Annotated in this window: 9 protein-coding genes and 1 pseudogene; 4 read left to right on the top strand and 6 right to left on the bottom strand. The window is 66.8% G+C overall.

Annotated features, from left to right (window positions below; all coding sequences use genetic code 11):
- Positions 1 to 11 precede the first annotated feature (11 nt).
- Together CSW59_RS12115 and gltB are read left to right on the top strand one after the other, a co-directional pair.
- Complete coding sequence (locus CSW59_RS12115) at positions 12 to 1460, top strand: NAD(P)-dependent oxidoreductase (RefSeq protein WP_099444261.1); 1449 nt, start codon at positions 12 to 14, stop codon at positions 1458 to 1460.
- A gap of 19 nt (positions 1461 to 1479) precedes the next feature.
- Entirely contained in the window at positions 1480 to 6003 is a 4524-nt protein-coding gene (gltB, locus tag CSW59_RS12120; protein ID WP_099444262.1) for a glutamate synthase large subunit, read from the top strand.
- A gap of 65 nt (positions 6004 to 6068) precedes the next feature.
- Here gltB and CSW59_RS12125 read toward each other — a convergent pair whose 3' ends face one another.
- Positions 6069 to 6869: a DUF4239 domain-containing protein gene (locus CSW59_RS12125; RefSeq protein ID WP_099444263.1), complete on the bottom strand. Its 801-nt coding sequence runs from the start codon at positions 6867 to 6869 to the stop codon at positions 6069 to 6071.
- 146 nt (positions 6870 to 7015) lie between these two features.
- On the opposite strand from CSW59_RS12125, the gene CSW59_RS12130 reads away from it, so the two are divergent.
- Positions 7016 to 8626, top strand: coding sequence for a cisplatin damage response ATP-dependent DNA ligase (locus CSW59_RS12130; protein WP_099444264.1), 1611 nt, complete (start codon positions 7016 to 7018; stop codon positions 8624 to 8626).
- 7 nt (positions 8627 to 8633) lie between these two features.
- Here CSW59_RS12130 and CSW59_RS12135 read toward each other — a convergent pair whose 3' ends face one another.
- Complete coding sequence (locus CSW59_RS12135; RefSeq protein WP_099444265.1) at positions 8634 to 9794, bottom strand: DegT/DnrJ/EryC1/StrS aminotransferase family protein; 1161 nt, start codon at positions 9792 to 9794, stop codon at positions 8634 to 8636.
- Positions 9795 to 9942: 148 nt separating this feature from the next.
- Here CSW59_RS12135 and CSW59_RS12140 point away from each other — a divergent pair, with 148 nt between their 5' ends.
- Positions 9943 to 10920, top strand: a complete 978-nt coding sequence (locus CSW59_RS12140) for a mechanosensitive ion channel family protein (RefSeq protein WP_099444266.1) — start codon at positions 9943 to 9945, stop codon at positions 10918 to 10920.
- 1 nt (position 10921) lies between these two features.
- Here CSW59_RS12140 and CSW59_RS12145 read toward each other — a convergent pair whose 3' ends face one another.
- The 4 genes and pseudogenes from CSW59_RS12145 to CSW59_RS12160 form a co-directional block, all read right to left on the bottom strand.
- A complete protein-coding gene (locus CSW59_RS12145) occupies positions 10922 to 11146 on the bottom strand; it encodes a hypothetical protein (RefSeq protein WP_099444580.1) in 225 nt (74 codons plus the stop codon).
- 138 nt (positions 11147 to 11284) lie between these two features.
- Positions 11285 to 11938, bottom strand: a complete 654-nt coding sequence (fsa, locus tag CSW59_RS12150) for a fructose-6-phosphate aldolase (protein ID WP_099444267.1) — start codon at positions 11936 to 11938, stop codon at positions 11285 to 11287.
- A 69-nt stretch (positions 11939 to 12007) separates the two neighbouring features.
- Positions 12008 to 12888, bottom strand: a pseudogene (gene rfbD / locus CSW59_RS12155) (dTDP-4-dehydrorhamnose reductase).
- The gene (locus CSW59_RS12160; RefSeq protein WP_099444268.1) at positions 12885 to 13430 is read right to left on the bottom strand and encodes an HAD-IIIA family hydrolase; all 546 of its coding nucleotides are present in this window, start codon (positions 13428 to 13430) and stop codon (positions 12885 to 12887) included. The pseudogene rfbD and the gene CSW59_RS12160 overlap by 4 nt, the downstream one beginning before the upstream one ends.
- Positions 13431 to 13480 lie beyond the last annotated feature (50 nt).

Here is a 13480-nt window from a genome sequence, read left to right on the forward strand (position 1 = left end):
AGGGAAGCCGCATGGCCGAGCGCATGCTGAAATTCATCACCGTGCCCCGCAAGACGCCCGAAAAGCGCGCGGCCGCCGAGCGTTCCGGCGACTTCCACGAGATCTACGCCGACTTCATCGACGCCAAGGCGACCGAGCAGGCCTCGCGTTGCTCGCAATGCGGCGTGCCTTTCTGTCAGACTCACTGCCCGCTGCACAACAACATCCCCGACTGGCTGCGGATGACGGCCGAGGGCCGCCTGGAAGAAGCCTACGCCCTGTCGCAGGCGACCAATTCCATGCCGGAGGTTTGCGGCAGGATTTGCCCTCAGGATCGCCTGTGCGAAGGCAACTGCGTCATAGAGCAGTCCGGTCACGGCACAGTGACGATCGGCTCAGTCGAGCGCTACCTGACCGACAAGGCTTGGGAGAACGGCTGGGTCAAGCCGCTGGTCGCCGGTCCGGCGCGCGGCCAATCGGTCGGCGTCATCGGCGCGGGCCCCGCGGGCCTGGCAGCTGCCGAGAAGCTGCGCGAGGCTGGCTATGACGTCACCGTCTATGACCGCCACGACCGCGCCGGCGGCCTGCTGATCTACGGCATCCCCGGCTTCAAGCTAGAGAAAGAGGTCGTCGAGCGCCGCACCCAGCGCCTGGCCGAGGGCGGGGTCGAGTTCAAGTTGGGCTTCGAGGTCGGCAAGGACGCCACCCTGGAAGACCTGCGCGCCAAGCACGAAGCCGTGCTGATCGCCGTCGGCGTCTACGCCGCGCGCGATCTGACCGTTCCGGGCGGCGGCAGCAAGGGCGTGGTGCCCGCACTGGACTACCTGATCACCTCCAACCGCCTGTCCCTGGGCGACAGCGTCCCGGCCTACGACTCCGGCGAGCTGAACGCTGAGGGCAAGGACGTGGTCGTGGTCGGCGGCGGCGACACCGCCATGGACTGCGTGCGCACCGCGATCCGCCAAGGCGCGGCCTCCGTCACCTGCCTCTATCGCCGCGACAAGGCCAATATGCCAGGCTCAATGCGCGAAGTGGCCAACGCCGAGGAAGAAGGCGTGACCTTCGAATGGCTGGCCGCCCCGCGCGCCCTGTCTGGCGAGGCCGAGGCCGTCACCGGCGTGCGCGCCATCCGCATGCGCCTGGGCGCGCCTGACGCTTCGGGCCGCCAGAGCCCCGAGGAAATCCCGGGCGGCGACTTCGACCGCCCGGCCCAGCTAGTCGTGAAGGCTCTGGGCTTCGAACCCGAGAACCTGCCAGAGCAGTGGTCGGCCCCGGACCTGAAGGTGACCCGCTGGGGCACTGTAAAGGCCGACGTCCGCAACCAGATGACCAGTCTCGACGGCGTGTTCGCCGCCGGCGACATCGTGCGCGGCGCCTCGCTCGTCGTCTGGGCGATCAAGGACGGCCGCGACGCCGCCGACGCCATCCACCGCTACCTGCAGGCCAAGGTCGGCGCGCCCGCGCTGATCGCGGCGGAATAAGAGAGAGGACCAAAGACCCATGAACGCGATGGACCTCTATCTGAAGAACCGCCAGGCCCTGATCGACGGCCACGCCTATGACCCGTCGACAGAGCGCGACGCCTGCGGCGTGGGCCTGGTCTGCGCCATCGACGGCCAGCCGCGCCGCGAAGTTGTTGAGCTGGCGATCAAGGCCCTGAAGGCCCTCTGGCACCGGGGCGCGGTCGACGCCGACGGCAAGACCGGCGACGGCGCGGGCATCCTGGTCAGCGTCCCGCAGGACTTCTTCGTCGATCAGGTGCGCCGCACCGGCCACGCCCTGCGCGCGGGCCCGATCGCCGTCGGCCAGGTCTTCCTGCCGCGCACCGACCTGGGCGCCCAGGAAACCTGCCGCACCATCGTCGAGGCGGAAGCCCTGCGCTTCGGCTTCTACATCTATGGCTGGCGCCAGGTGCCGGTGAACACCGCCGTGATCGGCGAAAAGGCCAACGCCACGCGTCCGGAGATCGAGCAGATCATGCTGGCCGGTCCGGCCGGACTGGAAGGCGAGGCGCTGGAACGCGCCCTGTTCCTGTGCCGCAAGCGCATCGAAAAGCGCGTCCACGCCCAGAACATCACCGACTTCTACATCTGCTCGCTGTCGGCCAAGTCCCTGATCTACAAGGGCATGTTCCTGGCAGAGGCGATCGACGAATTCTATCCCGACCTGAAGGACGAGCGCTTCACCGCCGCCGTGGCGATCTTCCACCAGCGCTATTCGACCAACACCTTCCCGCAGTGGCGCCTGGCCCAGCCCTTCCGGATGCTCGCCCACAACGGCGAAATCAATACGATCAAGGGCAACATCAACTGGATGAAGTCCCACGAGATCAAGATGGCCGCCCAGGCCTTTGGCGAGTTCGGGGACGACGTGAAGCCCGTGATCCAACCGGGCGGCTCCGACAGCGCCAACCTCGACAACACCTTCGAGGTGCTGGTGCGCGCCGGCCGTGACGCGCCGATGGCCAAGGCCCTACTGGTGCCGGAAGCCAGCAACCCGAAGATGAAGGACGCCCACAAGGCGCTCTATTCCTACTGCAACGCCGTGATGGAGCCGTGGGACGGTCCGGCCGCCCTGTGCGCCACCGACGGCCGCTGGGTCGTGGCCGGCAAGGACCGCTCGGGCCTGCGCCCGCTGCGCGTGGCCTATACCGACGACGGCCTCGTGATCATGGGCTCGGAAGCCGGCATGTGCGGCGTCGAGGAAAGCCGCATCACCCGCAAGCTGGCCATCTCGCCGGGCCGCATGATCGCCATCGACCTGGCCGAGGGCCGGCTCTACGGCGAGGACGAGATCATCGACGAGCTGGCCGGCCGCCACCCCTATACCGAGTGGCTGGGCAACATGGTCGATCTCGAAAAGGAGATCGGTCCGGGTCCCGAGCCGCGCAAGTTCGGCCGCGAGGAGCTGACCCGCCGCCAGGCCGCCGCCGGCTACAGCCTTGAAGACCTGGAAATGATCCTCGCCCCCATGGTCGAGGAGGGCAAGGAAGCCGTCGGCTCGATGGGCGACGACACGCCGCTGGCGGTGCTGTCGGAGAAGTACCGCCCGCTCAGCCACTACTTCCGCCAGAACTTCAGCCAAGTGACCAACCCGCCGATCGACCCCCTGCGGGAGACCGGCGTCATGAGCCTGAAGACCCGCTTCAAGAACCTCGGCAACATCCTGGCCCAGGACGCGGCCCAGGCGGACGTCTATGTGCTGGAAAGCCCCGTGCTGACCACCGGCATGTACGAGCGCGTCCACGCGCTGCTCGGCGAGAAGAACGTCGCGGTCATCGACTGCACCATGCCGCTACCGGCCGAGGAGGCGCGCGCCGGCGACGCCCTGCGCGCCAACCTCGACCGCATCCGCGCCGAGGCCGAGGACGCCGTCCTGCGCGGCTGCGGCGCCATCGTCCTGACCGACGAGGCCAGCGACGCCGAGCGCGTGGCCCTGCCGATGATCCTGGCCACCGGCGGGGTGCACGCTCACCTGGTCGCCAAGGGCCTGCGGTCGTACGTCTCGATCATCGTCCGCTCGGCCGAGTGCCTGGACACGCACTATTTCGCGGTGCTGGTTGGGGTCGGCGCGACGGCGGTGAACGCCTATCTGGCCCAGGAAAGCTTCCAAGACAGGCTGGAGCGCGGCCTGATCGGCGAGAAGTCGCTGCGCGACGTCTGCATCAACTTCAAGACGGCCATCGAGGGCGGTCTGCTGAAGATCATCTCCAAGATGGGCATCAGCGTCATCTCCTCGTACCGCGGCGGCTACAACTTCGAAGCCGTCGGCCTGTCGCGCGCCATGGCCGCCGAGTTCTTCCCCGGCATGCCCTCGCGCATCTCGGGCATTGGTCTGGCCGGCATCGAGAGCAAGTCCGTCGAACTCCACCGCAAGGCCTGGGGCCTGACGGCGGTCACCCTGCCGGTCGGCGGCCTCTACAAGGCCCGCCGCTCGGGCGAGGCTCACGCCTTCGAAGCGCGCCTGATGCACACCCTGCAGACGGCCTGCGACACCGGCGACTACGAGCTCTATCGCCGCTGGTCCAACGGCTTGCGCACGCAGAAGCCGATCCAGCTGCGCGACCTGCTGGACTGGCGCTCGGACCGCAACCCGATCTCGACGGACGACGTCGAGAGCGTCAACGAGATCCGCAAGCGCTTCGTCACGCCGGGCATGAGCCTGGGGGCCCTCAGCCCCGAGGCGCACGGCGCCCTGAACATCGCCATGAACCGCATCGGCGCCCGCTCGGTCTCGGGCGAAGGCGGCGAGGACAGCGCGCGCTACAAGCCACTGCCCAACGGCGACAACCCCAACAGCGCCATCAAGCAGGTGGCTTCGGGTCGCTTTGGCGTCACCGCCGAATACCTGAACCAGTGCGTCGAGCTGGAGATCAAGGTCGCTCAGGGCGCCAAGCCCGGCGAGGGCGGCCAGCTGCCCGGCTTCAAGGTCACGGAAATGATCGCTCGCCTGCGTCACTCGACGCCCGGCGTAATGCTGATCAGCCCGCCGCCGCACCACGACATCTACTCGATCGAGGACCTGGCTCAGCTCATCTATGACCTGAAGCAGATCAACCCGATCGCCCGGGTCACGGTGAAGCTGGTGGCCGCCACCGGCATCGGCGCGATCGCGGCCGGCGTGGCCAAGGCCAAAGCGGATGTGATCCTGGTCGCCGGCGGCGTCGGCGGCACGGGCGCCTCGCCCCAGACCTCGGTCAAGTATGCCGGCGGTCCGTGGGAGATGGGCCTGTCGGAAGCCAACCAGGTGCTGACGCTGAACAACCTGCGCCACTCCGTCGTCCTGCGGGCCGACGGCGGCATGCGCACGGGCCGCGACATCGTCATCGCCGCCATGATGGGCGCCGAGGAGTTCGGCATCGGCACCGCCTCGCTGGTGGCCATGGGCTGCATCATGGTGCGCCAGTGCCACTCCAACACCTGCCCGGTCGGCGTGTGCACCCAGGACGAGGCCCTGCGCGCCAAGTTCACCGGCACGCCGGACAAGGTCATCAACCTCTTCACGTTCGTCGCCGAAGAGGTGCGCGAAATTCTGGCGGGCCTGGGCTTCCGGTCCCTGCAGGAAATCGTCGGCCGCACCGACCTGCTGGCTCAGGTCAGCCGCGGCGGCGAGCACCTCGACGACCTCGACCTGAACCCGCTGCTGGTCCGCGCCGATCCCGGCGCGAACAAGCCCTACTGCACGGTCGAGGGCCGCAACGCGGTGCCGGACACGCTGGACGCCCAGATCGTCCGCGACGCCGCCCCCCTGCTGGAACGCGGCGAGAAGATGCAGCTGACCTACACGGTCCGCAGCACCGCCCGCACCATCGGCACGCGCACGTCGAGCCACATCGTCCGCAAGTTCGGCATGAAGGGCCTGCCCTCAGGCCACCTGACCGTCCAGCTGAAGGGCTCGGCGGGTCAAAGCCTAGGCGCCTTCGCCGTTCAGGGCCTGCGCATCGAACTGACCGGCGAGGCCAACGACTATGTCGGCAAGGGCCTGTCGGGCGCGACGATCGTGATCAAGCCAGCGCGCGGCCTGGCCGCCCCCGAGACCAACACCCTGATCGGCAACACCGTGCTGTTCGGCGCTACCTCGGGCCGACTGTTCGCGGCGGGCCAGGCCGGTGAGCGCTTCGCGGTCCGCAACTCGGGCGCCGTCACCGTGGTCGAGGGCTGCGGCGCCAACGGCTGCGAGTACATGACCGGCGGCCAGGTGGTGATCCTGGGCCCGACGGGCAACAACTTCGGGGCCGGCATGACCGGCGGCATGGCCTTCGTGCTCGACCAGCACGACCGCTTCCAGGCCAACATCAATCCCGACAGCATCCTCGTCCAGCGCCTGGCCTCGCCCTATTGGGAAGGCGTGCTGCGCTCGCTGATCGCCGAGCATGCCCGCGAAACGGACTCGGTGTTCGCCGCGACCCTGCTGAGGGACTGGGACCGCGTGCGCGATCAGTTCTGGCAGGTCTGCCCGAAGGAAATGCTCAATCGCCTGCCGCAGCCTCTGGCGGCGGAAGAGGCCGTTCACGAACGCGCCTGATCTTCTCAGAGCCTGAAAACTAGAGCCGCCGCGAGAGCCTGACCGCTTTCGCGGCGGTTTTCGTTTCAGCGCGGGGCGCGAAGTCTCGCGGCCTCCAGCGTCTTCAAGCCCTCGAGGGTGCGGGCGAACGGCGCCTGGGAAATCGTCACCGAACCAGCGCGCGGCCGGTCGAGGTCGAGGATCAGAGTGACCGCCAAGGAGACCAAGACGAACAGCGCCAGCGAGGCGACCATGTGGCGTCGCCCGGCGGAGGCCATGCCGTAGCCCAGCATCGCCGCCGCCACCAAGGCGTAGACGACCAGCGAGCGGAGGATCGCGTCCGGCACATGAGCCTCCAGCGCCGCCTGCCGCGAAGCGGCCAGATCGAACAGCTCGTTCGTGGTCTCAAGAAGGGCGGGATTGATCGTCGCGCTCGGCGCCGCGCGCAGGGCCGGAACCAGATCGCCCCACAGCCGCGCCTGCAGGGCATCGGTCTCGGCGCTGGCGGCGGCCAGCTTTTGATTGTCCTCGCCCGCTGCGAAGAAATCCTGGCGCGCCTGGCCATAGGCGATGACGCCCTGGCTCAGTTGACCCCGGAAGGGATCGTCCAGCGCCTGGATTCGCAAGTAGGTCGTCGACAGCGCGTTGGCCTCGGCTAGGACCAGCGCCCGCCGCGCTTCATAGCGATCAGACGCCATCGAGAAGGTGAAGGCGATCAGCAGGCCTAGCAGCGCCAAGGCCGCCGAGAGCAGATGGCCCGCGCCCGTCGTCTCGTCGCTCGCCCCCATGCGTCGCCCGCAGCGATAACCGAGCTCCTGCGACAATAGGAGACTGGCGGCCAAGGCCGCGCCCAGCAGCGGAAGCGGCAAGGCGGACAGGTTGATCATGACGGCCTCCGACCCGTGTTGTTCGACTACAGGTCAAGCTTAGGCGTCTGGCAAGCGCTGGTCAGATGCGCGCTTGGCTCTTGCGCGCGGCGCCGGGAGACCCCGTTATGCGTCCGGCTGAACGAACGGAGCCCGTCCGACATTCCATGTCCATGCGCGCCTTCGCCCACCTGCTCGACCGGCTGTCCCTGACCAGCTCGCGCAACGCCAAGCTGACCCTGATCGAGAACCACCTGCGCCAGACGCCGGACCCCGATCGCGGATACGCCCTGGCGGCACTGACGGGAGCCCTGTCGTTTAACGCCGCCAAGCCGTCCTTTATCCGCAAGGCCGTCGAGGCGCGGATGGACTCCCAGCTGTTCGCCTGGTCCTACGACTATGTCGGCGACCTGGCCGAGACCGTGGCCCTCGTATGGCCGGCGAAGCCTGGCGCCAACCGGCCGCCTGAGCTGTCCGAAGTGATCGACGCCCTGCACTCGGCCTCGCGCACCGAAGTCCAGCGACTGATCGAAGGGTGGCTGGACGCGCTGGACCCCGACGGCCGCTGGGCGCTCTTGAAGCTGATGACCGGCGGCCTGCGGGTCGGCGTCTCCTCGCGCCTCGCCAAACAGGCCTGCGCCAACTTTGGCGGCGTCGAGATCGGCGAGATCGAGGAGGTCTGGCACGCGATGAGCCCGCCCTATGGCGACCTCTTCGCCTGGCTGGAAGGGCGCTCGGAGCGTCCTTCGCCGGACGCGCCGGGACGCTTCCGGCCGGTGATGCTGGCCCAGCCGATCGACGAGGCCGTCGATTTCGCCAAGCTCGATCCCGCCGACTACATCGCTGAATGGAAGTGGGACGGCATCCGCGTCCAGGCGGTCAGCGAGCGCGGGATGCGCAAGCTCTACACCCGCACCGGCGATGACATCTCGGCCAGCTTTCTAGACGTGATCGACGCCTTGGACTTCGAAGGCGCCCTCGATGGTGAACTGCTGGTGCTGCGGGACGGCGCGCTGGCGTCCTTCGGCGACCTGCAGCAGCGCCTGAACCGCAAGACGGTGGACAGCAAGCAATTGGCGAACTTTCCCGCCGGAATCCGCGCCTACGACCTACTGCTCGACGGCGAGGAGGATCTGCGCGGCCTGCCCTTCGTCGAGCGGCGCGCTCGACTGGAGACCTTCGTCGGTCGCCTGAAGACCGGCCGGATCGACCTGTCCCCGCTGCAACCGTTCGCGACCTGGGAGGCGCTGGCCGCCCTGCGCCTCGATCCGCCCGAGGGTGACGCCCGCCTCTCCGAGGGTCTGATGCTCAAGCGCCGGGACAGCGTCTACGAGACCGGCCGGCCGAAGGGCCCGTGGTTCAAGTGGAAACGCGATCCGCGCCTGATCGACGCGGTGCTGATGTACGCCCAGCGCGGCCACGGCAAGCGGTCCAGCTTCTATTCCGACTACACCTTCGGCGTCTGGCGCGAGGACGAGGAGGGACGGCGCAGCCTGACGCCCGTGGGCAAGGCCTATTTCGGCTTCACCGACGATGAGCTGAAGCAGATCGACAAGTTCGTCCGAGATCACACGATCGAGCGCTTCGGACCCGTGCGCTCGGTGCGCGCCGACCTCGAGTTTGGCCTGGTTTTCGAGGTCGCCTTCGAGGGCCTGCAGCGCTCGACCCGGCATAAGTCGGGGGTCGCGATGCGCTTTCCGCGCATCAACCGCATCCGCTGGGACAAACCAGCGCGGGAGGCCGACGAGCTTGCCACCTTGGAGGCAATGCTAAGCTAAGCGGCCCTTAGCCGCCAAACGACCGGATCGCGTCGATGATCTTCTGCTGGTCGGCCTCGGCCAGATAGGGATGCATCGGCAGGGCCAGCACGGTCTCGGCCTTGGCCTCGGTAACCGGCAAGCCGCCAGCCCCACGCGGGAAGACCGCGTACGGCGCCTGGACGTGCATCGGGACAGGATAGTAAACGGCCGTCGGGACGCCTTGCGTCCTGAGGTGGGCGGCCAAGCCGTCGCGATCGCTGTGCTCGATAACGTACTGAGCCCAGACCGAGACGCCGCCCTTGATCACGGCCGGCGTCGAGATCACCGCGCCCTTCAGGCCCTCGGCGTAGCGATGGGCCACGACCTGCCGCAGGGCGATCTCCTCGGCGAAGATCGCCAGCTTCTCGATCAGGATCGCGGCCTGGAGCGTATCGAGGCGCGAGTTCATGCCGATGCGGGTATTCAGGTACTTCGGGTCGTGGTCGAAGCTCTTGCCGGCCAGATCCGGACCGACGGCCTTGCCGTGGACGCGGTAGCTGTCCATCAGGTCCCAGAGGGTCGCGTCATTGGTCAGCACCGCCCCGCCGTCGCCGTAGCAGCCCAAAGGCTTGGCCGGGAAAAAGCTGGTGGTGGCCACGTCCGCCCAATGCAGCGGGTGCTTGCCGTCCAGCGTGCAGCCAAAGCCTTGGGCGCTGTCGGCGATCAGGTTCAGGCCTTCACGGTCGCAGATGGCCTTGATCGCCGGATAGTCGGCGGGCTGACCGAACAGGTCGACCGCGATGACCACCTTGGGCGTCAGCTTGCCCTCGGCCTTCACGCCCGCGATGGCCGCTTCGAGCTTGGCGCGGTCGAGGTTGTAGGTGTCCGGCAGGACATCGACGAACACCGGCGTGGCGCCCACCCACGGCACGACTTCCGGCGTCGCCGCGAAGGTGAAAGACGGGCAGAACACCGCGTCACCGGGGCCGACGCCCCAGGCCATCAGCGGCAAGGCGATCGCGTCGGTGCCGTTGGCGCAGGACAAAGCCAGCTTGGCCTGGCCGAACTCCGCGAGCTTGGCCTCGAACTCGCGCACTTGCGGCCCCATGACATAGGCGCCGCTATCCAGCACCTTGGCGATGGCGGCGTCGATCTTGTCTCGGATTCGGCGCTGCTGCGCGGCGAGGTCGATGAAGGGCATGCTCATGGGCGGCGCTCTTAGTCTCCGTTCATGACGAATTCGAGCCAATTGATGTAACCGACTGTTTCCGCTGGCTTGACGCGGCCTCCGCAAGCGGAACCATGGGCCGCGCCTATCGTTGACCGCAGTGCGCTGGGGCGCCTATCGAGACGTCATGCAGACCAAGCCGAATCCGATCCCGCCAAACACGCCGCTACCGTCGCTGATGAACGTGAAGGCTGACGAAACCATGTTCGGCCACTTTCTGGATTGGCTGGGGAAGCTGGCCGTAAACCTGGTGGTCGCCGCGCTTATCCTGGCCGTCACCTTCTGGGCGGCCGGCTGGGTTGCGCGGTTCATGCGACGAACCTTGAGGAAGGTCCATCGCAACGCGCCAGACCCTACACTGGAAAGCTTCAGCGCCTCCCTGGCCCGCTACGCGGTCATCGCGGTGGGGCTTGTGGCCGTCCTTCAGCAGCTAGGTGTACAGGCCACATCCATCCTCGCCGTGCTGGGCGCGGCCTCCCTTGCCATCGGCCTGGCGCTGCAAGGGGCCCTCTCGAACGTGGCGGCGGGCGTGATGATCCTGCTGTTTCGGCCTTATCGCGTCGGCGACGTGATCGAGACTGCGACCCGCCAGGGCACGGTGAAATCCCTGGATTTGTTGTTCACCGAGATCGCCACGCCCGACAACGTCAAGGTCATGATTCCCAACAGCAAGGTGTTCGGAGACGTGATCCTGAACTACTCCACCCACCGCTATCGTCGGGCGGACGTGATGTTCAAGGCGCCGCTGAAGACGGATCTCGTGCTGGTGCTCAAGCGCCTGCGCGAACGGGCCGAGAACGATCCGCGTATTCGCAAGGACCCCCCGCCGATGATCGAGGTGACGGACTTGTCCGAAGCTTATGCACAAGCCGCCATTCGCGTCTGGACGGCGGCGGCGGACTTCGGCCCGGTGAAGACGGACCTGATGCTTTCGGCGCATCTGCTGGCCGAGAACCCCACGCGCGAAGACCTACCAACCCCGCGTCCATCGAAGGCCGCAGACCCCTCCCCCGCCATGCCAGGCGAGGGCGAGAAGCACTTGTTGGGTCTGATCAAGGCTCGTCGAAAGCGTGCCTCTCGTCCGACGGCGAAGCCAGAGGCCTAGGTCAGGCAGCGCCCTGGCAGTGAGTCCATTCCCGCGCGAACTTAAGACTGAGGTTAACCTCTTCGAACACCACGCGCCGCAGTTGGCCCAAGCGCTCTGGCGCATCGTGGATAATCACGAACGGAAACCCGTTGTCGGACAAGAAATCGTGCAGGAACCGAGAGAACCGGTCGGCCTCCTCGGGACCTGAAAGGCGGACTTCGGTCTCGGCGATCTGGGGAACCATGAGTGTGTTCCTCTGCAAGCGGACCATCTTTAGCGCGCAAACTCGCTCTTGCGAACCAGCTTCGCCATTGCGAAATAAACTGTGATCACTTGTGCAGCTTCCGGGCGCCGGCGACACCCGCCCGGAAGCTGAGAACCCTTACAGGATGGACTGGCCGGTCGAAGCCCAGTCCTTCAGGAACTGCTCCAGGCCTTTGTCGGTGAGAGGGTGCTTGTAAAGATCCGTGAAGACGGTGGGGGGGATCGTCACGACGTCGGCGCCGACGATAGCGGCTTCCTTGACGTGGGCGGCGTTGCGCACCGAGGCAGCCAGGATTTCGGTCTCGTAGCCATAGTTGTCGTAGATCGTGCGGATGTCGCGGATCAGGTCCATGCCATCGAAGCCGTAGTCGTCGAGACGGCCAATGAACGGCGAGACGAAGGTCGCGCCGGCCTTGGCGGCCAGCAGCGCCTGGGTCGGCGAAAAGCACAGGGTAACGTTGGTTTTAATCTCTTCGTCGGCGAAGGCGGCGCAGGCGATCAGACCATCGCGGGTCAGCGGGATTTTCACGACCACGTTCGGCGCGATCGTGGCCAGCTTCTTGCCCTCCGCGATCATCGCTTCTGCGGTGGTCGCGGCGACTTCGGCGCTGATCGGGCCGGGAACGATGTCGCAGATCTCAGCGATCACCTCCAGCATCGGCCGGCCTGATTTGGCGATCAGGGTCGGGTTGGTGGTCACGCCGTCGATCAGGCCGGTGGAGGCCAGGTCGGCGATGACCTTGGTGTCGGTGCTGTCGAGGAAGATCTGCATGGTCGCTCGCGCTGGATTTTCTTGAAAACTCCAGTCCGTTTATCGCGGGGAGGCTTAGGGCGCCAGCCGCTAGCCGATCCCTCCGCCCGCGACAAGCCGATCGGCCGCGCGTTCGACCGCCGACCGCCAGGGTTCGGGCTGAAAATCGAACACCTGGCGCAGCTTCGTCGTGTCCAGCGGAGAGCGCGGCGGTCTCGGAGCGGGCTCAGCAAAGGCGGCCTGGGTGGTCGGCTCCAGCTTAGCTTTCGCGAGCGGATCGCGATCAATCGCGGCTTTCGCGAACTCAAAGCGGCTGGTCTCGCCTGCGTTGGCGAAGTGGAACAGGCCAAACAGCGGATCGTCAGCCGAAGCGCTCGCCCAGCGCGGCGCGGTCGCCACCACAAAGCCGGCCAAGGCCTCGGCGTCGGTCGGTGTTCCGAACTGGTCGGCGACGACCTTCAGCACCTCGCGCTCGCGAGCCAAGCGGAGCATGAAGCTGACATAGTTACGGCCGTAGCGGGAAAAGACCCAAGAGATGCGCAGCACGACCGCGCGGGGATGGGCCAGCACCGCCTGCTCTCCGGCCAGCTTGGAGCGCCCGTAGACGTTGATAGGTCGGGCCGCGTCCGTCTCGACGTAGGCTAGATTCGTCCGCCCATCGAACACCGCATCGGTCGACAGATGGACGAACGGCAGGCCGCGCGCCGCGCAGGATTCCGCCATCACGCCCGGCGCGGTCGCGTTGACCGCGAAGGCTTCATCAGGTCGAGCCTCCGCGGGATCGACCTGGGTGAACGCCGCCGCGTTGAGCACGAGGTCGCAGTCAGCTCTCCGAATGGAATCGCGAATACTGTCGGGGTCTTCCAGACGCAATCGGCGCGCGAGAGGGCGACGACCTCAATGCCATCGGGGACAGCCGCCAGGACGGCGGTGGCGACCTGACCTGTCCTGCCGAACTGCAGAATTTTCATTTCAGTTCTGGAACGCGATCGCCGAGCACCTGGGCGACAAAGGCCCGCAGATTCCCGCCCTTGAACAGATAGCCAGGCATACCCGCGCGGTTACCGGCCTCTACGTCGATGTGGCGATCGCCGATGATCACGGCCTCTTCCGGCTTCAGGTTCCACTCCGCCAAACCCCGCAGGATCATGCCGGGATTGGGCTTGCGGTCGGGGTGGTCGGCCACGCGATAGGCCTCCACGATCGCTGCTTCATGGAAAGGGGAATAGTAGAAGGCGTTGATCTGTCCGCCGAGCTCGGCCAGCTGGTCCTGCATGGCGTCGTGGAAACAGTCCATGGCCGCCTCATCGAAATAGCCCCGGCCGATGCCCGACTGGTTCGTCACGACGAGGACTTTCAAGCCAGCCTTGCTGATCGCTGCCACGGCTTCCCGGGCGCCCTCAATCCAGTCCAGCCGCGCCGGGTCGAAGACATAGCCATGATCAATGTTCAGGACCCCGTCACGGTCCAGGAAGACGGCCTTCAGGGGCGGAAGATCAGAGGCGCCGGTCATGTCATGAGCAGTACCGCGCTCGACGTGAAATCGCCAGACCACTGTCTTGG

The sequence above is a fragment of the Caulobacter sp. BP25 genome (genome assembly GCF_002737755.1).
Taxonomy (GTDB): domain Bacteria; phylum Pseudomonadota; class Alphaproteobacteria; order Caulobacterales; family Caulobacteraceae; genus Caulobacter.

Coding starts and splice junctions, on each gene's coding strand:
- CSW59_RS12135 (WP_099444265.1), bottom strand. CDS start 9,794: ATGAGCATGCCCTTCATCGACCTCGCCGCGCAGCAGCGCCGAATCCGA.
- CSW59_RS12130 (WP_099444264.1), top strand. CDS start 7,016: ATGTCCATGCGCGCCTTCGCCCACCTGCTCGACCGGCTGTCCCTGACC.
- CSW59_RS12145 (WP_099444580.1), bottom strand. CDS start 11,146: ATGGTTCCCCAGATCGCCGAGACCGAAGTCCGCCTTTCAGGTCCCGAG.
- CSW59_RS12125 (WP_099444263.1), bottom strand. CDS start 6,869: ATGATCAACCTGTCCGCCTTGCCGCTTCCGCTGCTGGGCGCGGCCTTG.
- gltB (WP_099444262.1), top strand. CDS start 1,480: ATGAACGCGATGGACCTCTATCTGAAGAACCGCCAGGCCCTGATCGAC.
- CSW59_RS12140 (WP_099444266.1), top strand. CDS start 9,943: ATGCAGACCAAGCCGAATCCGATCCCGCCAAACACGCCGCTACCGTCG.
- fsa (WP_099444267.1), bottom strand. CDS start 11,938: ATGCAGATCTTCCTCGACAGCACCGACACCAAGGTCATCGCCGACCTG.
- CSW59_RS12160 (WP_099444268.1), bottom strand. CDS start 13,430: ATGACCGGCGCCTCTGATCTTCCGCCCCTGAAGGCCGTCTTCCTGGAC.
- CSW59_RS12115 (WP_099444261.1), top strand. CDS start 12: ATGGCCGAGCGCATGCTGAAATTCATCACCGTGCCCCGCAAGACGCCC.